At 66.1% G+C, this 19,574-nt stretch carries 20 protein-coding genes; 14 read left to right on the top strand and 6 right to left on the bottom strand.

What is annotated here, in order from left to right; all coding sequences use genetic code 11:
• Nucleotides 1-10: 10 nt before the first annotated feature.
• Entirely contained in the window at nucleotides 11-778 is a 768-nt protein-coding gene (locus tag F7O44_RS03930; RefSeq protein ID WP_162448835.1) for a MerR family transcriptional regulator, read from the top strand.
• Nucleotides 779-1,368: 590 nt separating this feature from the next.
• Here the strand turns inward: F7O44_RS03930 and F7O44_RS03925 are convergent.
• Entirely contained in the window at nucleotides 1,369-2,394 is a 1,026-nt protein-coding gene (locus F7O44_RS03925; protein WP_162448834.1) for an alpha/beta fold hydrolase, read from the bottom strand.
• A gap of 102 nt (nucleotides 2,395-2,496) precedes the next feature.
• Here F7O44_RS03925 and F7O44_RS31600 point away from each other — a divergent pair, with 102 nt between their 5' ends.
• The 3 genes from F7O44_RS31600 to F7O44_RS03915 are packed head-to-tail and all read left to right on the top strand — an operon-like array spanning nucleotide 2,497 to nucleotide 3,257.
• Nucleotides 2,497-2,598, top strand: coding sequence for a putative immunity protein (locus F7O44_RS31600; protein ID WP_343073805.1), 102 nt, complete (start codon nucleotides 2,497-2,499; stop codon nucleotides 2,596-2,598).
• 27 nt (nucleotides 2,599-2,625) lie between these two features.
• Complete coding sequence (gene vapB, locus F7O44_RS03920) at nucleotides 2,626-2,847, top strand: type II toxin-antitoxin system VapB family antitoxin (protein WP_162448833.1); 222 nt, start codon at nucleotides 2,626-2,628, stop codon at nucleotides 2,845-2,847.
• Nucleotides 2,838-3,257, top strand: coding sequence for a PIN domain-containing protein (locus F7O44_RS03915; RefSeq protein WP_162448832.1), 420 nt, complete (start codon nucleotides 2,838-2,840; stop codon nucleotides 3,255-3,257). The genes vapB and F7O44_RS03915 overlap by 10 nt, the downstream gene beginning before the upstream one ends.
• Here F7O44_RS03915 and F7O44_RS03910 read toward each other — a convergent pair.
• The gene (locus F7O44_RS03910; protein ID WP_162448831.1) at nucleotides 3,254-3,415 is read right to left on the bottom strand and encodes a hypothetical protein; all 162 of its coding nucleotides are present in this window, start codon (nucleotides 3,413-3,415) and stop codon (nucleotides 3,254-3,256) included. The two genes, F7O44_RS03915 and F7O44_RS03910, sit on opposite strands and share 4 nt — an antisense overlap.
• A 736-nt stretch (nucleotides 3,416-4,151) precedes the next feature.
• Here F7O44_RS03910 and F7O44_RS03905 point away from each other — a divergent pair.
• Nucleotides 4,152-5,162 carry an aminoglycoside phosphotransferase family protein gene (locus F7O44_RS03905; protein WP_162448830.1) on the top strand — a complete coding sequence of 337 codons (1,011 nt, stop codon included), beginning with the start codon at nucleotides 4,152-4,154 and terminating at the stop codon, nucleotides 5,160-5,162.
• Between the two features lie 394 nt (nucleotides 5,163-5,556).
• The gene (locus F7O44_RS31595) at nucleotides 5,557-7,647 is read left to right on the top strand and encodes an alpha-L-rhamnosidase C-terminal domain-containing protein (protein ID WP_222851026.1); all 2,091 of its coding nucleotides are present in this window, start codon (nucleotides 5,557-5,559) and stop codon (nucleotides 7,645-7,647) included.
• A 319-nt stretch (nucleotides 7,648-7,966) separates the two neighbouring features.
• Here the strand turns inward: F7O44_RS31595 and F7O44_RS03895 are convergent, their stop codons facing one another.
• Nucleotides 7,967-8,314, bottom strand: coding sequence for a TraR/DksA family transcriptional regulator (locus F7O44_RS03895; RefSeq protein WP_162448828.1), 348 nt, complete (start codon nucleotides 8,312-8,314; stop codon nucleotides 7,967-7,969).
• Between the two features lie 88 nt (nucleotides 8,315-8,402).
• Between F7O44_RS03895 and arfB the strand changes: the two genes are divergently transcribed.
• On the top strand, nucleotides 8,403-8,828 hold the full coding sequence (gene arfB / locus F7O44_RS03890; RefSeq protein WP_162448827.1) for an alternative ribosome rescue aminoacyl-tRNA hydrolase ArfB: 426 nt from the start codon (nucleotides 8,403-8,405) through the stop codon (nucleotides 8,826-8,828).
• Here arfB and F7O44_RS03885 read toward each other — a convergent pair.
• Nucleotides 8,825-8,974 (bottom strand): hypothetical protein, encoded by a 150-nt coding sequence (locus F7O44_RS03885; RefSeq protein WP_162448826.1) that lies wholly within the window; start codon nucleotides 8,972-8,974, stop codon nucleotides 8,825-8,827. The genes arfB and F7O44_RS03885 overlap by 4 nt on opposite strands.
• Nucleotides 8,975-9,102: 128 nt before the next feature.
• On the opposite strand from F7O44_RS03885, the gene F7O44_RS03880 reads away from it, so the two are divergent.
• Nucleotides 9,103-9,534, top strand: a complete 432-nt coding sequence (locus F7O44_RS03880; protein ID WP_162448825.1) for a cupin domain-containing protein — start codon at nucleotides 9,103-9,105, stop codon at nucleotides 9,532-9,534.
• 440 nt (nucleotides 9,535-9,974) lie between these two features.
• Complete coding sequence (locus F7O44_RS03875) at nucleotides 9,975-10,397, top strand: hypothetical protein (protein ID WP_162448824.1); 423 nt, start codon at nucleotides 9,975-9,977, stop codon at nucleotides 10,395-10,397.
• Nucleotides 10,398-10,493: 96 nt separating this feature from the next.
• On the opposite strand, the gene F7O44_RS03870 is transcribed toward F7O44_RS03875, so the two are convergent.
• On the bottom strand, nucleotides 10,494-11,180 hold the full coding sequence (locus tag F7O44_RS03870; protein WP_162448823.1) for a CBS domain-containing protein: 687 nt from the start codon (nucleotides 11,178-11,180) through the stop codon (nucleotides 10,494-10,496).
• Between the two features lie 474 nt (nucleotides 11,181-11,654).
• Between F7O44_RS03870 and cmtR the strand changes: the two genes are divergently transcribed.
• Both cmtR and F7O44_RS03860 read left to right on the top strand, forming a co-directional pair.
• A complete protein-coding gene (gene cmtR, locus F7O44_RS03865; RefSeq protein WP_162448822.1) occupies nucleotides 11,655-12,032 on the top strand; it encodes a Cd(II)/Pb(II)-sensing metalloregulatory transcriptional regulator CmtR in 378 nt (125 codons plus the stop codon).
• Nucleotides 11,996-13,993, top strand: coding sequence for a heavy metal translocating P-type ATPase (locus F7O44_RS03860; protein WP_162449326.1), 1,998 nt, complete (start codon nucleotides 11,996-11,998; stop codon nucleotides 13,991-13,993). The genes cmtR and F7O44_RS03860 overlap by 37 nt, the downstream gene beginning before the upstream one ends.
• Nucleotides 13,994-14,118: 125 nt before the next feature.
• Here the strand turns inward: F7O44_RS03860 and F7O44_RS03855 are convergent, their stop codons facing one another.
• Nucleotides 14,119-15,387, bottom strand: a complete 1,269-nt coding sequence (locus F7O44_RS03855; protein ID WP_222851024.1) for an ROK family transcriptional regulator — start codon at nucleotides 15,385-15,387, stop codon at nucleotides 14,119-14,121.
• A 93-nt stretch (nucleotides 15,388-15,480) separates the two neighbouring features.
• On the opposite strand from F7O44_RS03855, the gene F7O44_RS03850 reads away from it, so the two are divergent.
• The 3 genes from F7O44_RS03850 to F7O44_RS03840 are packed head-to-tail and all read left to right on the top strand — an operon-like array spanning nucleotide 15,481 to nucleotide 19,537.
• Complete coding sequence (locus F7O44_RS03850) at nucleotides 15,481-17,697, top strand: alpha-N-acetylglucosaminidase (RefSeq protein WP_162448821.1); 2,217 nt, start codon at nucleotides 15,481-15,483, stop codon at nucleotides 17,695-17,697.
• Entirely contained in the window at nucleotides 17,694-18,596 is a 903-nt protein-coding gene (locus tag F7O44_RS03845; protein WP_162448820.1) for an N-acetylmuramic acid 6-phosphate etherase, read from the top strand. The genes F7O44_RS03850 and F7O44_RS03845 overlap by 4 nt, the downstream gene beginning before the upstream one ends.
• Complete coding sequence (locus F7O44_RS03840; protein WP_162448819.1) at nucleotides 18,593-19,537, top strand: N-acetylglucosamine kinase; 945 nt, start codon at nucleotides 18,593-18,595, stop codon at nucleotides 19,535-19,537. Before F7O44_RS03845 ends, F7O44_RS03840 begins: the two co-directional genes overlap by 4 nt.
• The last annotated feature ends 37 nt before the right edge of the window (nucleotides 19,538-19,574 follow it).

Below are 19,574 nucleotides of genomic sequence, written 5' to 3'. Positions count from 1 at the left end.
GGTGGATGGCATGCTCACCATCAGCCAGCTCGCCGGGTACGCCGGGGTGACCGTGGCTGCGGTCCGGCATTACCACAAGATCGGGCTGTTGCCCGAGCCTGAGCGCGACCGGTCCGGGTACCGCAGCTACAACGCGGCGGCGGTGGCGCGGTTGATCCGGATCCGCGTCCTCGCCAGCGCCGGCGTGCCGCTGGCCCAGGTGGAAGACCTCCTCGACGCGGACCCGGAGGATTTCGCCGAGGAGGTGCGCGAGCTCGACGCGCGGCTGCGCGCCGAGGTCCGGCGACTGCAGGACACCCGCAAGCGGCTCGCGCGCCTCGCCGCCGGCGAGCACCTGGCGCTCCCTCAGAGCGTCGTGGGTTACCTCGACCGGCTGCGCGAACTCGGTGTCGAGGAACGATACATCGAGAGGGAGCGCGACGCATGGATCGTGGTCGCAGCCCAATTCCCCGACGAGATCGACGCCGTCATCGCGAATAAGCACGAGGACCTGGACGACCCGGACAGAGTGCGGTTCTACAGCCTCGTAAGCGGCGCGCTCGACTGGAGCGCGGACGACCCGCGCGTCGTCGAGCTCGCCGACATCCTGGACCGCATCTTGACGCGGTGGTTCGAGTCCCAGGACCTGGACGACGACTGGTTCGACGACCAGATGATCGCTCTCCTGGACGCGACCATGGCCGAATCAGCCCCCGCCGCCAAACGGCTCCTGACGCTCCTGGAGGAACGGGGCTGGAAAGGCTGGACACGCGTCGAGCGAATGCCCGCCGACCGATAGAGCACGCAAGACCCCGATACGTCTGCCTTCCACCAAGCCAGAGCCGCCGATGGCGTCGCCTGGTTCGCCACACGCTTCGTCTCAACACGGAAGCCCGGCACCGTAGGCACCTTTCCGACGAATTCTTCTCTCCCCACGAGGGAGGCTGGGTGCAGGTCGGTTCCGGCGGATCTTGCGGGTGAACAGCCACCGCGTCCCGGCGAGACTATGCCGGCAGGGTCGGATGATTGAAGTGCCGGGATAGCGCGGCTTCAGCCAGGCGCGCTGGTGGGTCGTATAGGTGTTGCGCGGTGGTCGAAGTCGGCTTCCCCTCATCCAACAGGCCCAGCCAGCCGCGCGAAGCCGTGATGATGCGCGGGTCTGCAGGAAAACCGCTCCGCGCGAAGTCGTCGGGGCAGTGATGGGACACCCCTGACAGACGTGAGCCTTCGAGTTCTGGCCGACCGGGGCGCGAACGCGCTCCCGCGGGAGGGGCCGGTGGAGTTGACGTTCGACGCGGCGGTGGTCAACGACGTAGGGGTGGTGTCGTGGCTGGTGACGGGTCTGCCGATGAGGGTGTCGTCGGTCGGATCGTGCGTTCCGGCCGGACGTCAGCACCCGTCGAGGTGGCTCAAGATCGCAGCCATCACCTCGGGCATGTCAGGGTAGGGGAACGGGTGACCAGCGCCTTCCAGCCAGAGGCCGTAGGCGGGAGGAATGGCTGCGGCGAGTCGATGACCGTGCTCGATCGGCAAGAACGCGTCGGCCGTCCCGTGGATGACGAGCGTGGGTGCCGTGATCGTGCCCAGCAGCGGGTACCGGGAGCGGGTCACGGCGACAGCCACCTGGTGCTGCCGCAGTGCGCGGAGGTTGAGTCCGTTCCGCTCGCGCAGGTCATACAGGACGATCTTGGTCCACTCCTCCACGTCGATCGGTTCGTCTCCGCCTTGCGCGATCAGCCCCGCGAGGAGCTCCTTAACGAGGTTCGTTTCGCCGCCAAGGAAGCGGTACCTCAGGAGTGGGAGCGCCGCTATCGCGGACTGGATCAGCGGCCAGGTCCGTGGCCCGGGCAGAGCGGTGTCGGTCGGGTCCGCCGATGTCGACATGAGGGTGAGGGAGCGGACCCGCTCGGGGTGGCCGATCGCGACCTCTTGGGCGACGAACCCTCCGAGGGAGAGCCCGATGAGGTGAGCGCGGTCGATGCGGAGCTCGTCGAGGACGGCGATCGCATCGTTCGCCATGTCGATCAGCGAGTACGCGTACTCTCGGCTCCAGCCCGTCATCCAACTCGACGCGCCGGTGCCCCGCTGGTCGTACCGAATCACGCGGTAGCCCACCGCCGTCAGGGCGCGTAGGAACGCCGGCGGCCAATACAGCGAGTTCGCACCGAGGGCGATGTTGAGCAGGATGACGCCCTTCTCCGCACCGACGGGCGGGAGGGACTCGTACCAGATCCGAGCATCGTCGGACTGGGCGTACCCCGATTCGCCGTTGACGACTCCCGTCACGGGGCCGGCGCGGATGCGGGCGATCGTCCGCTCGGCGTCGGGCGGCAGACGGGGTTCTCGCCATGCCAGAAGCGCCGCGAGTCCGGCGAGTCCCAACGCCGCCGAGGCCAACACCGCCCACTTCCTCATCGAACGACTTTACGCGGTCATTCCTCTCGGCGCCTGGTTCACCCGGTCGCAGTACTCTGGGCCGGCAACGTGGGGGTGGGTTCAGCGCCTACTGTTCTCGGGATGGCACGATCCCCGCAGACCTTGAGCGTCGATGATCGCCGCATCCTCGCGTCATGGGCAGCCGACTGCGCTGAGCACGTCTTGGCAGTCTTCGAGCGGTGATATCATGTGCTATCGGAGGTGGGGGCCATGACTGACTTGCTTATCCGCAACATAGATGAAGAGGCCGTGCGACGTATCGACGCCAATGCTGAACGGCAGGGGCTGTCGCGGAGCGAATACCTGAGGCGTGAGGTGTCGCGGCTCGCTCAGATCGGCGCCCGGCCTGCGACGCGTGCTGATCTGGCTCGTTCGGCGGAGCTGTTCGCGGATCTGGCTGACGAGTCGGTGATGGAACAGGCGTGGAAGTGACTGACCTGTGGGTCATTGATAAGTCTGCCTACGTCCGTCTCGGATCATCGCCGGATGCCGACCAGTGGCTGGATCGCATCAACCGGGGCCTGGTCAGGGTGACCACGGTGACGCTGTTGGAGATGGGCTTCTCCGCTCGCTCCGGTCAGGACTGGCGGCGCGGGATTGAGGAGCCGCCGGCGGCGAGCCTGCCGATCGAGAACTTGAGTCCGCGTATGGAGGCGCGTGCAGTCGAAGTGCAGGGGCTGCTCGCAGCACAAGGACACCATCGCGCGGTGAAGATCCCGGACCTGCTCATTGCCGCTGCGGCTGAGCTGGCTGGGCTTACTGTCCTGCACGTCGACAAAGATTTCGATCTCATTGCGGATCTCACGGGCCAGCCGGTCGAACGCCTCCGGGGCGACTTCTAGCTGTTGCGCGCGGCGTCTGTCCGGTCCGCGACTGGCAGATTGGCCTGTCGCCAGCTGCGGTAGGTCCGCGCCGCGACGCTGCAGCCGTGCCCGGTGAGCACCGGGCAGGTCGACTCGACGGCGTGGCCCTCGCTGCGCATGTCCTCGATGAAGGCCATGATCAGCGGTTGCTGGGGTCGAGTTCCCCGGCGAAGATAATCGATGCCTTGCGCAGGATCTCGTTGTCCTCACGCAGCCGACGATTCTCGGCCTTCAACCACTTGATCTCAGCCGACTCCTCGCTCGTGACACCAGGCCGGTCGCCGGCATCGATGTCGGCCTGGACGACCCACCGCGCACCGTCTTCTTCCCGATCCCGAGCTGCTCGGCCGCGACCTTCGAGACCGCGGTCACCGATGAGTAATCCGACCGGTGATCAGTGACCATCCGAAGCGCCCGATCCTGCTTTTTGTGCGGCGGCTCAAGGAACTTTTCGAAGTTTATTTACTTGCTGGATGAGGTATTTGCGCTCAATGTGGATGTCGTGACCCCAATGAGTGCCTTCAAGCACGCGCCGCGGATGAACTTGGCGGCAGGGAAGAGGAGCGCGAATTGATCCTTCGACTGCATGCCACCAAGGAAGATGTTCCGTCACGTGGCGTAATCATCGTCGCCACTGCACTTCGAGGACGTCGTTGACGAAATTCTCGGGCACGGCGGTAGCCTCTGACCTGAATATGTCCCCAGGTGAGTAGGCAGGCGAGAGCGCCCGCCGTAGCGCAGTCGGGGATCCGCTGCGTCCGGCGGAACTCCTTTGTCAGTGCTTCGACTTCGATGATCGACATGAGGGCCTCTCGCAATGGATAGACCCGTCAACCGCCTTGACTGCCATGTCCTGTACAGCGGAGGAGACCTTTGCGTGCGCTCGAGGAATCGACGGACCGGTTGCCGGACTCGCTCGGATCGGAGGTGGTCGTTCGTGCGGTCTGCGATGCATTCGGGTGGCCGCCGGAAGATGCCCACGCCGTCGTCGTCGGGCGTGGTGCGATGGGCCGCGTTTGGAAGCTGACAGCCGCTGGTCGTGCCTACGCCGTCAAGGAAATGCTGTGGGACGAGGGGTGGCTCGACGCGGCCGGTGAAGTCCGGTTCCGCGACGCTGCCGTCGCGGCCGGCGTCCGGGCACCGGATGCCATCGCGCTGGGCGACGGCGAGTACGTGCTTCGACTGCCGGAATCGTCGGGCGGGCTCCGCTATCGCGCTTACTCCTGGAGCGACGGTACGACGGTGTCCGGCACGGCGGCGAGAGCGGGTGCCGCCGACTGGCTGGGCCGGACGCTCGGGCAGTTGCACTCTCTCCGGCTGCAGCCAGTCGCTCCGCCGGACGACTGGTACGAGGTGATTCCGGATCTGGGTGAGCTGGAGGCCCTGCTCACCGCGGCGCGGCACGGGGACCCGGCAGGATCCGGGGAGCGCATCGCCGAGCTCGCGGCGATGGTGACGCCGGCTGATCCGGACGCGCGGATCCTCTGTCATCTCGACGTGAAGCCGGCCAACGTCTTGGAGGAGGACACCGGCCGTTCGCTGATCGACTGGGACGACTTCGGCGCAGCCATGCCGAACCGTGAACTGGCCTCGGTCCTGATGCGCTGGTACGCCGAGGGGCCCGATCTCGACGTCGACGCCGCCGAGCGAATGCTGGCGAACTATAGCGCGGCGGGCGGCACTGTCGAGCTCGACGCGTCCGCCTTCGCCATGCTCTGCGCGACGAGCATCAACTACGTGCACGCTCAGGCCTCGGTGGTCGTCGATCGGTCGCAGCCGCGCGAGGCCCGCGACTTCGCGGCCGACGAGCTCCGGTCCGCTGTGCGCCTGCTTCCGGATCCTGGCGTCATGCGGAAGATGCTGAGCATCGCCGCCCGGCCCTGACGCAGGCGCCGGCGTCCTCATCGACTCGAAGTCTGCTGAGCGGTGCCGCCTAGCTCATCGCGGTGGACGAGACGGGTGGGACCTGTGGCCATGGCACGTTGAATACACGCTGATGAGGTCGAAAACCCGGTTCCCAGCGTGTATACGACGTGCCATCCTCACCTTCGGCGACCGCGAGCTCTCACGGAGCCATCCGACCTGGGATGGGCCCGACTGTGCAGGATTCGTTCGGCCCGGACGCTAACCGGGTGTGATCCTGCTCTGTATGCGGGTACGGCAAAAGACATGATCCACGCGCCGGAGTGGCCAAGTCACGGTGCCGCCGAGTCCGGCTCCGGTACGAGTGCCTGACAGGCGCGACAACCAGTTAGCCGCACCAAAAGGAGTTGACGACGTGTCCTCCCAGCCTGTCCCGGAACGGCACGCCGAGCGTGACCTCGTCGTTCACGTCGACGGCCCGCACGTGGTTCCCGAGTCCGTGACAGTCGAAGGCGACGGCACCCAGGTCACCAACGCCAACGGCCTCACCCGCAACGACGAGGACGTCACCACGCTGAACACCAGCGATTCGCGCAGCGCGACACTTATCGTGGATCTCGGGCGGGTGGCCATGGGCACGGTCGAGGTCGGCGTCGCACGTGCCGACGGTGCCCCGATCCGGGTGGCCTATGCCCAGTTCCGCCAATTCCTCCGGCCAGACGGCGACGGCATGGACGCACCCTTCGGCACCGACGCGTATCCATGGTCCCGCGTCGGTGTGTTCCAGCCGCCCGACGGATCAGCCATCCTGGAGAGCCCGGGCAAACGGGAGACTCGCTACATCGCGATCACCCTCGACGGCCCCGGTCAGCTCGTGATCGACGTCGTCCGCGTCCGCCAGGCGATTTACCCGGTGCGTTACGACGGCTCTTTCCTGTCGAGCGACGACCTGCTCAACCGCGCCTGGTACCACAGTGCCTACACCGGCGACCTGGCCACAGTCAGCGAGGACAGTTCCTTGCCGGGCGCGCCCGAGGGACCCAGCCCGTGGATGCTGACGGTCACCTACGACCGGATTCTGTTCATGGCAGATCTCCATCTGCAAGCACTCGCCGGCTACTACCAGAGCAGCGACTACTTCTGGCTGGTGCGTAATACCCTCCAGCAGTTCGGCCCCGTGCAGAACCCCGACGGGTCGTTTCCTGCCGCCTCTTCGCACCTGGTCAACGGCAAACCGGGCGATCCCGGCCCACCGGACGGATGGCGCTCACCCGAGGATGGCCCGGATCCCGATGCCGCACTCGGCTTGGCCGGCCCCTACTCCATTCATCGTGACACCAGGATCGACAGCTTCACCGCCTTCTGGGTCGCTGCACTGGCCGACTACTACCGCTACACCGGCGACGCGGAGTTGGTGGGATCACTGCTGCCCGTGGCGCGGCGCGCCGTCGAGTTCCTCCGCGGCAGGACCAGCGGCGACGGCCTGTTCTACGAGCCTGAGGACCAGCGCACCAACCCTGATGCCGGGATCCCGATGGTGGCCAACTGGTCGCCGCTGGACATCGCCGCCGGGACCGACTCGTTCTCCAATGCGGTCTATCACGACGCGCTGCTCGGGCTGGCGTTGCTGGAGACTGATGTGGCCGACGACCCCGAGGCCGGCCGGCGGCTCGAACAGCAGGCCGAACGTGTCCGACAAGCGTTGATCGCACGTCTATGGGACTCTCGGGCCGGTGCCATGATCTTGAACGACGACGATCCGCTGCGGGACCACACCGCAGACGCAAACGCCGGGAACCTCATGTTCAGGACGCTGGACGCCCAGCGTGCCCGATCGGCGATGGCATTCCTCGATCAGAGTCTGAGGACGCCGTACGGCACGCGCGCCAGCGAGTATACGGACAACCCCTACCGCGCATCCGACATCCAGGGCTATATCAACGCGATGGAGGCACTTGGCCGCGTCCGCTATGGCGACGGACAGGGCGCGGTGGACTTGATCCGCCGTTGGTGGGGACACATGCTGGCAAAGGGCCCCGGCACCGGGTGGTTCGCCTGGCATAACGACGGCTCGGTAGAGCGCGGCGCATTCGCCAACAGCTCCTGGACCACCGCCCTACCGGCATTGTCGGAGGGCGTCCTGGGGGTACGGCCAACCGGCCCCGGCTACCGGCGATGGGAGGTAGCCCCGCAACCCGCGGACCTGCACTGGGCTCAGGGCCGCGTCCCCACTCCGGGCGGTTCCATCGCGGTCCGCTGGGAGCGCACCGAAAACCGCTTCGCCCTCACCGTCGAGCCCTCGCAGGACGGCGAGGGCGAGGTCGCGGTGCCGCTGCTCGGCGCGGCGCGGGAGATCACGATGGACGGTGAGGTCGCCTGGCGCGACGGAAGCGCCACTGGAGGAGTGAGCGCGTACCAGCGCGGGGACGCCGTCGTCTTCGGAGGGATCCGCGGCGAACACACGTTCGCGTGGGGAGACAGCAGCGACGCCAGGGAGTCCGCGTGACACCCCGGTGGCTGTTGTAACTAATTGGGCGTGGGTTATGGGAGTTATGAACTTCTTGGTCGAAGGAGTGTCGGGGACTGGCAAGACGGCAGGTCTGTTCAGATCTTCTGAGACTCCCAAGGAGTCGCGGACGGGCGTCGTTCCCTAGGTCACCGGGTGAAGTGACCGAGCAGGTGGTGAAGACCCACGGGTTCCCCACCCTGTTGATCATGGGCAGATTACGCCTGTTCGACGCCCAATAGGCGTCACCTGCCCATGATCAACGCCGATGTGTCAGGCGTGCGTCGAACGGCGCCGCATTGTGCGGCACTCCAGCCGGTCACCGTCGGTTCGAGGCGGCACACCGGATACAGGTGCGTGCCACCGGTCTCGCCTCGAGCCGTCCCTCTCCGATCGGCTCCCGACAGCGTTCGCACGTTCCGTACGTGCCTGCGTGCAAGCGCTCGATAGCGATGTCGATCTCTTGAAGATGCTGTTCGGCTTGCCGGACGAAGGCTCCGACCTGCGAGCGCTCGAAGGCGATCGTCGCCCCCTCCGGATCATGCTCGTCGTCGGCGTTCGTATCGCGTGAAGCTGCCACCACCGCGTCAAAACTGCCTGTCAGATCTGCCAGACGGCGCAGCGTCTCCTGCCGCTCGAGCTCGAGTCGCGCACGCGTGCTGTCCATATCGGCAATCCTGACGCGACATCAACGGCAGCTCAACCAGGTTCGTCCAGCTGTCGCCGGCGAATGTGGGTCTGGCAAGATGAATGACATGCCTGGTCCGCTGCGTGTCCGTGGATCGGTGGTCATCCCGGAAGCCGAGCTGCGTTGGCGCTTCTCCCGTTCCTCAGGGCCTGGTGGTCAGTCGGTCAACACCACGGACAGCAGGGTCGAACTCAGCTATGACCTGGCAGCGTCCACCGCACTCGAGCCAGCCTTGAAGGGTCGAGCGCTGCGGCGGCTTGCGGATCGACTCGTCGACGGAGTGATCACCGTCAGTGCTTCGGAGCATCGCTCGCAGCTACGCAACAGGGAAGCGGCCGAGGCACGTCTCACCCAGATACTGGATGAGGCCCTCGCGCCGCCGCCGCGTGCGCGTCGGCCTACTAGACCCAGCCGAGGCTCGGTTGAGCGACGCCTGGCGGCCAAGCGCCGGCGCGGCGAAACGAAACGTCGGCGCAAAACGACCGACGACTAGTCGAACCGGCTGTCTACGTCTTTGCCCGCCGGAGCAGGCGAATCCAGAATGATCGCGCATCGGTCACCGCGTAGGCCGTACAGCGGTGGTCCGTGACCGCTCACCCGGAAAGCGATCTGGGCATCATCCACGCCAAGGAAATCCATGTGGTGAGCCTATGATCGCTGATGATCCGCGAAGTTGGGTGTTGCGACCGTGAGTCGCTCGGCTCCGGAACCGGTAAGTGTTCGCCGGCCACATCGGCCTGGCGAGCGAGACAGCAGGAGGCAACGAGATGACTTTCGAACCCACCGCCATCCAGAAGTTCGGCGTCCGGGATGCGACCGACTGGCTGCAGGTCGGTGACCATCAGGCGTATGTGGGCTACATCGCTGACGAGGATGAGGGGTCCCACCTCGGTCTGGCCTATATCCGATTCCGCAAGGGGGTTGAATTCGACTTCTTGTGGGCCTACGACGAGGTCGCCGTCGTGACCAAAGGGAGCCTGACCGTATGGTACGGCGACGAGGTCATCACGGTGGGGGTGGGGGAGTCGCTCTACATGCCAGCCGGCGTGCGCGGAAGGTTCGACATCCGAGAGGACATGGAAGCGTTCTGCGTCCACTATCCGACCGACGGTAAAGCAGGCCGCGAATGGCAAGGGCCGGAGCTCCTGCCTGCGGATGCGGAGATCCGCCCGGTGTCGATAGACGAAGTCTGGGACTGACGAAACGCCGGCGAAGGATTGTCCGGCGACGCACGGGTGAGCACGGGCCGCACGGCGAATTCACGCTCAGCCGTCGTCTCCGGCAAACAATCCGCTTGCAGGGGTTGCTATAGAGCGCGCCAGGAGTAAGCTAACCACCATCACATAGAGGGTGGGCTCTGGGGAAAATGGAGGAACATCTGCCACGCGCACGGCATGAAGCAAGAGCCCAGCAATTCTCACGGAGAGATGTGCAGATCCGGCGTCTGAGATGTGGAATTTTGTCTGAACGTCAGCACCAGGCGCAAGAGCCAGCGAGTTCTTAAGGGTGGAGATCTGACACACGGATTGTGTCTGCCGTTTGTGGATGCGTGCCAAGCTCCGTGGAGTTGTCGCTTCTGATCATCGAGAGCATCGTTGCGCTGGCGTTTCTGCCGGCGCGCTATTGACGGAGGGGACTCATGAAGCGTCGTATTGGCTTGGCCGTGGCAGCGATTCTGATGTCAGCTATCCTGTTCATGATGCCAGCTAGTGCTGCAACGGGCTGGTTCACCAAAGGTTCGACGAACTCGAAGGGCGCCGGCTATTGGACGACGAGTTCAATGGTGCAGACAGTGGTGCAGAATCCTTATGCGATTCGCGTGGGCTTCCGTACGACAAATGACAAATCAAACAAGGTGAAGTACTCGTACAGTGTGATCTGCGAGAATTCCAGCAAGTCGGTTTACGACAAGACCGTGTGGACCAACGCCAAGAACACCTACAAGTACGTCACGATCTACAGCGGATCGAACTCGCTTGGTCGCTTCTGCGACGTTTATGTGTCGTCCGACCTCGGCAGTACTTCCCGGCTCAGGACACAGATCCAGGCTAAGCATCGTTGATTCGTGGAGGTCGAGTCATGTCGGCCGGAGCCTGATGGTTGAGCTTGGTGTGGCGGTAGCCACGCCAAGCTGTTCCTGCGTTCAGGACACGGCCACTCAGGACATGGCCGCGTGAAACGGCGGCAGGAGGGTGTCATCCACCGCATAGCGTAAGTTGTCGACCACGTCGACCACCCCGTCGATCGTGCGCGTCAGCCGGACAGTTGTCTCTACGAGGGATCGCAGCTCCAACTCGCCGCTCAACGTGACGACACCACCATGCGCTTCGACGTGGATCGTGAACGGGTCGTCCCACAGCGCGTAGCGCACGATCCGGCGCGTGACCCGTCGCTGTAATTCCTCGTCCGATGCCAGGAAGACTCTGATCAGATCGCTGCGGGAGACAATACCGGTCAGTTTGCCTTCATCGTCGACGACGATCAGTCTCGTGACGTCGTGGTCGGCCATACGCCGCGCGGCGGCTGGAAGTGATGCCTCGGGGTGGACAGTGATCGCCGGGGCCGTCATCAATTCCCGGGCCTTCGTGCCAGTGGCCTTGGCGTGTACTTTCCTGCTGCTTCGGCGGGCCCGTTTACGCGATTTCCACGCTACTTGGAACTGCTCCTTGCACAGCAGATCTGTCTCGGACACCACGCCCAGCACCCGCCGGTGAGTATCGATGACGGGCACCGCGCTCACCCTCCAGTCGGCGAGATGCTGGACGATCTCCTTGAATGGTGTCTCCTCGTCGACTGTGAGAACGTGCGTCGTCATGACGTCCGCCACGATCCAGTGCTCTCGCATCGCCGGCCTCCTTCGACAACGTCCCTGGACCGGTCCCGGATGGCAGGCCGGCGTCGGACGCTTACTCCCACGTTCCGCGCTGACCGCTGCGAGAAGTCAGGGGCGAAGGTCCTGAGCACGGGGCAAAAGGGCCTCGGTGGAGGCTCTTGCCATCGGGCGAGCAGAGCTTCCCGATTAATCAACAAGCTGCTTGCACAACGAAAGCCTTGTATGTGTGGTCGGGATCATGTCAGCAGTTGCCGATGCCGAATTGGACGCCGCTATCGCGGCAATAGGGGACCGGCCGCGTCGCTCGATCCTCGCGCGGCGGCCCGGCCTGAGCTGCCCCGCGGTGGTGGCCACTTGGGGCTTCGTCAAGCTTCGTGGCCCCGCGTAACGTTTCCCGCTCCTGAAGGGACTCTATCCGTTACGGGAGGCCACGAAGCTACGTGCCGACCACGTTGATAGTTCAGTAGGCGATGTATTATTCGGCCTATGCTGATCTCTGAGACACGTGAGCAGGCCCTGGCTCGGGTCGGCCGGGCCCTGGCCGACCCCACCCGGTGCCGCCTGTTGCTGGCGGTTGTGGACGGGGTGAGCTACCCTGCGCATCTCGCCGACCACCTGAAACTGTCGCGGGCCAACGTCTCCAACCATCTGGCCTGCTTGCGAGACTGCGGCCTCGTCACCGCGTCGTACGAGGGGCGGCGGGTTCGGTACGAGGTCGCGGATGCGCACCTGGCCAAGGCACTCACCGAGCTTGCTCAAGTTGTCCTGGCGGTCACGCCCACTGACCAGTGTCTCAACGAGTCGCAGCCGTCGTGCGCGTGCGCCGCATGTGCTGCCGAGCCCGCGCCCGAGGTGACACCTTGACGGCTGGCGCGGCGTGCTGCGAGCACGACGACGATGACGGTGCGGCCGAGACCACCCAACCCTGGTGGCGGGCCAGGATGATCCGCATCCCGCTGCTGTCCGGGCTACTTCTCGCGGTCGGCTTCGTGTGCGAGTGGAACGGCGCGGACGTGATGGCGCTCCTCCTGTTCTGGGCGGCGTTGCTGGCCGGCGCGTCCAGGTTCGTGCCGGGGGCCGTGCGCCGCCTGGTGAACGGCAAGCTGGGAATCGGCCTGCTGATGACCATCAGTGCCACCGGCGCGGTGATCCTCGGCTACGTCGAGGAAGCAGCCGCCCTGGCATTTCTCTACTCCATCGCCGAAGCACTCGAAGACCGGGCGATGGACAAGGCGAAAGCCGGCCTGCGTGCCCTTCTCGCGATGGTGCCGGACACCGCGACCGTGATCGCGGACGGCGAGCGCCGCGAGATCCGCGCCGGCGAACTGAGGGCCGGTCAGACCATCCTGGTGCGCCCTGGCGAACGCGTGCCCACCGACGGCGTGGTCCGCGAGGGCACCAGCGGCGTCGACACGTCCGCGGTGACTGGCGAACCCATCCCGGCCGACGTCACGGTAGGTGATCCGATATCTGCCGGTTCGATCAATCTCTCCGGTTCGCTTCTCATCGAGGCGAGCGCCGACGGTGACGACAACTCACTGACGGCGATCGTCGCGCTGGTCGAACAGGCCCAGCGGGAGAAGGGGGAGCGGGCCCGGCTCGCCGATCGGATCGCCCGCCCGCTGGTGCCCGGCGTGGTGTTGCTGGCGGTGGCCGTGGCGCTGATCGGCTCACTCTTCGGTTCAGCCGAAGAGTGGATCACCCGGGCGCTCGTCGTGCTGGTGGCAGCGTCGCCGTGTGCGCTCGCGATCGCGGTGCCGGTCACAGTGGTGTCCGCCATCGGGAGGGCGAGCACCTTCGGCGTGGTCATCAAGAGCGGTGCCGCCTTCGAGCGGCTGGGATCGATCCGGCACGTCGCGTTCGACAAAACCGGCACATTGACGCGCAACCAGCCGAGTGTGATCGAAGTCGTCGCCGCGGCCGGGAGAGAAGAGGGCGAGATACTGCGCCGCGCCGCGTCGCTCGAGGCACACAGCACACACCCACTTGCCAGCGCCGTGGTGTCCGCCGCCGACCGCACAGCACACGCCACCGGGGTGAGCGAACGTCCTGGTGTTGGGCTGACCGGAACGGTCGACGGGAGTGACGTGAGTGTGGGCAGTACTCGTTGGCTCGCCACCGGCGTGCTGCACGCCGACGCCGAGCGCCTGGAACGCGACGGGATGACCGTGGTGGTGGTCCACATCGACGGCGTTCCGGCCGGGCTGATCGGTATCCGCGACGAACTTCGCCCGGAAGCGCCCGAGGCGGTTGCCGCCCTGCATGCCAAGGGACTTGGGACAACTCTGCTCACCGGCGACAATGACGGCACGGCCGCGGTGCTGGCCAAAGCCGCTGGAATCAGCGACGTGCGGGCCCGGCTGCGCCCGGAGGACAAGGCGCGGATGGTGAGCGAACTGTCGGCCGGGCGGCCGACCGCGATGATCGGCGACGGCATCAACGACGCGCCGGCGCTCGCCGCCGCCGACATCGGCATCGCCATGGGAACGACCGGCTCCGATGCGGCCATCGAATCCGCCGACGTCGCCTTCACCGGCCACGATCTGCGGCTCATCCCGGACGCTCTCGCGCACGCGCGCCGCGGGCGGCGCATCATGAACCAGAACGTGGTGCTGTCTCTGCTCATCATCGCGTCCCTACTGCCTCTCTCGCTCACCGGCGTGCTCGGTCTCGCCGCCGTCGTCCTCGTTCACGAGGTCGCCGAGGTAGTCGTCATCCTCAACGGGCTGCGGGCGGGCCGGCGGCGGGCGGGCGATGCTCGCCGCCGGACGCCGGTTCGCATGCCCTCGCCGAATGTGGATATGGAGGGAGCCACAGCGACATGACCCGGCGGTCCACAGCGGAACCTTCTTGATCATTGTGCTCCTTTAGGTGCTATGACGCCTAAAGGAGCACAATGATCAAGAACAAGTGGCGAAGACCCGCACTTCCGGGGCGGGCTGCCACGCTGTCAAGACGCGGAGCGCCTCTTCTCGACGCGGCCGAATCCGGTTCGCTCGACCTCGGCCAGGGCGTGGAATAGCGCGCCGTACAGCTCAGCGTCGTCGCCGAGCGCCGAAATCTCCAAGGCCGGCTGATTGAGAGGGTGCCGTTCGAGATGGCGGCCGAGCGCTTCGAGAAGCGGCTCCCCACATCTGGCCAGAGGCCCGCCGATCACAACCAGTCCGGGGTCGAGGATCGACCGGATTGCTGCTATGCCCGTGGCGAAGCGGCCCGCGACGATGTCGATCGCCTCGACGGCGGCCGGCGCCCCCGCGACGAATGCGTCGATCACGGCGTCGAGCTGTTGATCGGCGTCGGAGTCCAATTGGCTGGCGAGGTCGTTGTCACCGAGGCGTTGTGCGACAGCCGAGGCCAGTGCGACGATCTCGCCGGCACCGACCCATTGTTCGAACCGTCCCAAGCCTGCCGAGCTTTGTGCCGCAGGCTCCTGCGCTGTTTCCGCGGTGCCGGGGACGAAATCGAGGAATCCGATATCTCCGGCGTCGTTGGATGCCCCGCGATACAACCGGCCTTGCAAGACGATTCCGGCTCCCACCCGATCGCCCCAGTGAATCACGACGAGAGATTCCTGTGGGTGATCGACGCCGCGCCACAACTCACCCTGGGTGGCCAGTTTGACGTCGTTATCGAGGTAGACGGTGCAGCTCAGCATGTCAGCGACAGTGCGCACTAATACGTCGCCGGAGATCCCCGGCATGCTCGGGATCAGCTTGATCACTCCGGCTGCCGGATCCACGATGCCCGGGGCGCCCACGGACGCGAACCACACGTCGTCCCGGACGACGGCGGCTGCCTCGAGGGTGCGATTGATCCCGGCCACAAGGGTGTCGAGTGCCTCCTGGCCGTTCGGCTCGGCCTGGAATTCCACGTGATCGGCGGCCACGATGTCGCCGACCAGATCACACAGTGCGACGCGGATGTGCCGAGGGTCGATGGAGATCCCCAAGACGTAGCCGGCCTCTGCCCGGAAGCGGACGAGCTGCGCCGGGCGGCCCATTCGGGTAGCACCCCGCTCGGGAGCCTTGAACTCCACCAGCCCCTCGGAGGCCAGCGCGTGGAGGGACCGGGTGACAGCCTGTCGCGACAATCCCACCGCTTCAGCGAGCGCGGCGACGCTCATGCTGCGGTCCGCTCGCAGCTGCCGCAAGATGGCGGATGCGTTGATCTCGCGCATGAATTCGGTGCCGGCGGCAACCACGGTGTCCGGAGCGCTCAACAAATCCTCCCGTGAACGGATCCTGTGCGATACGCTACCATACTTTGGTACGTACCGTACGAAACTAAATGCGGCTGGAGGTGAATATCCCTGTTGAAATGCGACGACGACAAGCCCGCACCATGGGCAGCCACGCTCCAGGGACTCACCGAGCGTGTACTCGGAGACATCTGGAACTCCGTTCATTTCCGCCTGTCCGGCCAGCCGGGGCGGCACTACAGCTACTGGGCGGTCGCCGGTGAGCTGAGCATAGCGGCGACAGACGGGGTGAGCGCCGCCGTGGCGCTGCACCACTTTCTCCGCCGGCACTGTGGTCGTGCAGTGCACTGGGACACGGCATTGCCGCTGCCGATCCACTCGTTGCCGGATGCGCCGGAGACTTCTGGGGAGGCACGGGTCCAGGAAGGCTATTACCTGAACTTCTGCACCTTCAGTTACACGATGCCCTACTGGACCTGGCAGGAGTGGGAGCGCGAGATCGACTGGATGGCGCTGCACGGTGTCACCATGCCGCTCGCCCTGACCGGGCACGAGGCTGTTCTGTTGGCCGCGTACACGCGCTTGGGGTTGACGGGGGAGGAGGTCCGGGAATTCCTCGGTGGCCCGGGCTATCTTCCGTTTCAGTACATGGGCTGCCTCGACACCTTTGCCGGGCCGCTCTCGCAGGCATGGATCGACAGCCATCGCGATCTGGGAGCCGCCATCCTCGAGCGTGAGCGCTCGTTCGGGATGACCCCAGTGCTACCGGGCTTCACCGGGCACGTTCCGCGGCAGCTGGCACCGGAGCTGGCCAGCCCACGGACCTGGCAGGGATTCACCACGCACGTCCTGCCGCCCACCGATCCCCTGTTCGAGCAGGTAGGGGCCGAGATCACGAAGGCGCAAGCCGAGCTGTACGGTACCGATCACCTGTACGCAGCGGACCCGTTCATCGAGATGCCGCCGGTGGATGGCGATCCGGATTTCGCCGGCGCGGTCGCTACGTCGACACTCAACGGGATGCTGTCGGCGGATCCGCACGCGGTCTGGCTCATGCAGGCTTGGCCGTTCTCGTATCAAGCGGATTACTGGACAGACGAACGCATCCGCGACTTCCTGAACGCGATTCCGGACGATCGCTTGCTCCTGGCCGACCTATGGGCCGAGAGCGACCCGCAGTGGCAACGGCTCAGTGGGCTCTCCGGGAAGTCATGGCTGTGGTGTGCACTGCTCAACTTCGGCGGGCGCACCGAGCCGATCGCCGACGTGAACGGCGTCGTGCATGAGATCGACTCCGCGCTGGGCAGCGTTCATCCGCCAGTGGGACTCGGGCTGTCGATGGAGGCGACGCGGAACAACCCCGTCTTCTTCGAGTTTGTCGCCGACCAGTTGTGGCAGCGTCCCGCCGACGCGACCGCCTGGCTGCCGGGCTTCGTCGCCGAGCGCTACGGCACTGTGTCCGGGCCGCTGCTGACCGCCTGGCAGGGCCTGCTCAACACCGTCTATGACGCGAGTGAGGTGCGGATCTTTCCGGAGCTGTTCACCGGAGTGCTCACGGCCAAGCCGTCGTATTCGGGCATCACCGCAGACGTAGGCCCCTGGCTGGAGAACATGCGGGCTGAGGTTCGCGGGCTGGTCTGGTACGACGCCGGCCTTCTGGTCGATGCTTGGGCCCGGATGATCGATGCTGCTGAAAACGACGCCGTGCTGGCCAGGGGTACGCTCGGGCACGATCTCGTCGACGTCGGCATCGCAGTGATGTCGCGTGTCGCTGACCACCTCTACCTGGAGATCGTCGAACATCTGGGAGACACGGAAGGCGATGTTCGTCACCGCGTCGAGCGGTTCCTGGGTGTGTTCGACGACCTGGAACGCCTACTGGGTACGAGGGTCGAGTTCACGTTCGAGCATTGGGAGGACGCTGCCGCGCGCTGGGCCACTGACCAGCTCGAGCGGGCCGTGCTGATCGACAACGCGCGACGGATCGTCACTACCTGGGGTGAGTCGAGCAGCCCGTTGCTCGATGATTACTCGGGCCGGGTCTGGAGTGGGCTCGTCGGTGGCTACTACCGCCATCGCTGGGCGCTGTGGGCTGGCGGGCTGAAGGCCGCCGCCGACGCGGACCCGGCCGCGGGGACGGCGGCTGCAGACCTGGACATGGGGTTGCGAGAACTCGCCGACTCGTTCATCCGGAACGGTCCCAGAATGCTGCCTCCCGCCGGCGTCCAAGACACGACAAGAGAATCACGCCGGCTTCACACCATGTACGCCACGCTCGCCTGCTCGCTCCCGCGAGCGTCACAGCACGACAGACGACGAGGAGCCCGATGACTGCGCAGAGATCGGCCACCGAGGCACGCAACCCGCGCACCGCCGCGATCGACACGGCCAGCACCCGCGACATCGTCCGGCTGCTGAACGACGAGGACGCCAACGCGGTCAGAGCCGTCGACGAGGCCGGCGACCAGTTGGCCGAAGCGGTGGAGGCCGCGCACCTGCGGCTGAGCCGCGGCGGCACGGTGCACTATTTCGGGGCTGGCGCTTCGGGTCGCCTCGCGCTGCTGGACGCGTCGGAGATCACTCCCACCTTCGGAGTGGCCGCCGGGCTGTTCACCGCTCACTTTCCTGGTGGGCTGGCTGCGGTGACGGACAGTTCCCTCGACTACGAGGACGCCGCGCACCTTGGCGCCACCGACGCGGCGGACCTCGACGAGTCGAGCGTGGCGGTGGGGATCACCGCCTCCGGGTCCACGGCCTATGTGGCCGGCGCGCTCAGCGCCGCGCGGACGATGGGCGCGCTCACCATCCTCGTGACCTGTAACCCTGCGGCTGTTTTACGGGAGGCCGCGGACCTCACCGTCGTCGCTGACACGGGAGCCGAGGCGCTGAGCGGTTCGACCCGGCTCAAGGCCGGAACAGCGACGAAGCTCATCCTGAACTCGTTCTCGACCGCACTGATGATCAAGGCCGGGCGGACCTACGGGAATCTCATGATCGGGCTGGTGGCCACCAACGCGAAGCTGCGGGAGCGTGCGGTGAACGTGTTGAGTGAGGCGACCGGAGCCGATGCGCCCACCTGCCGGAAGGCCTTGGAAGAGAACGACGGCATCGTCTCGCAGGCCCTGGTGTACCTGCTCACCGGATGCGCGCCGGAACGCGCCCGGGCTGCGGTCGCGGCACACACGGGCATTCGCCAGGCCATCGCCGCGGCACGGCTGGAACACGCATGAACATCGCCGGCATCGACGTCGGCGGCGGTGGCGTCCGTGGGCAGCTCGAGTTCCAGGGGAGGGCAACACTCTTCGACGACGGCCGTCCGGTCCCTCGGATCAACGGCAAGGTCGATGTAGCGAGGCTGGCGCCGCGGATAGTGGACGCGTTGAATGCACCCTCCGCACAGGGGACACGCCGGTATCACGCGGTGGCGATCGGCATGACCGGCGTCCCGGGACTCGACGATGCCCCGGCAGAGCTGTCGCGGGCGCTGAGTAGACAGCTCGACATCGATACGTTCATCCTCGCAGGCGACGTGCTCACCACGCATGTGGGCTCGCTCGAGTACGAACCCGGCGTCGTCGTTGCCGCCGGCACCGGGGCCATCGCGCTCGGCACGGATTTCGAACACATCTGGCGACGAGTAGACGGCTGGGGTTATGCGCTGGGCGACGACGGGGGCGGCGCCTGGATCGGTGCGCGTGGCCTGAGAGCCGCGCTGCGTGCCCATGACGGCCGCGAGGACGGCTCAGCGGCCTTGCTGGAGCGGCTGCATGCTGTCTATGGCCACCCATCGAAGCTTGTTGCCCACACCTACGACGTGCCGTCGCCGGCACACGTGCTGGCCCAGTTCGCGACAGCCGTCGCCGAGGCGGCCCATACGGGCGACCCGATTGCCAACGGCATCTGGCGAGATGCGGGCCGGTGCCTGGCCCAGGCCGCCGCGGCGGCCGCGTTCGGTTCGCAACCACGGGTCTCCTGGGGCGGGCGGCTCTTCGATGCCGGTCAGCTGCTCCTGGACCCGTTCACGACGAGCCTCGTCGCGCTGGTGCCGGACGTGCGGGTCGTCAGCCCGAGCGGCACGTCCACCGACGGTGCACTCGCCCTCGCGCGCAAGGCCACCCGGGGCGAGGTGGTGCACAGTCCTCCCTACCTGTACGTCATGACCGGCAGGTAATGACCTGGCGAGGTCAATTCATGACAAGGATGAGCAA

This window comes from Phytoactinopolyspora mesophila (assembly GCF_010122465.1).
GTDB lineage: Bacteria > Actinomycetota > Actinomycetes > Jiangellales > Jiangellaceae > Phytoactinopolyspora > Phytoactinopolyspora mesophila.
The sequence above is the reverse complement of the archived record's forward strand: the minus strand, read 5'-3'. Positions and strand labels throughout refer to the sequence as shown.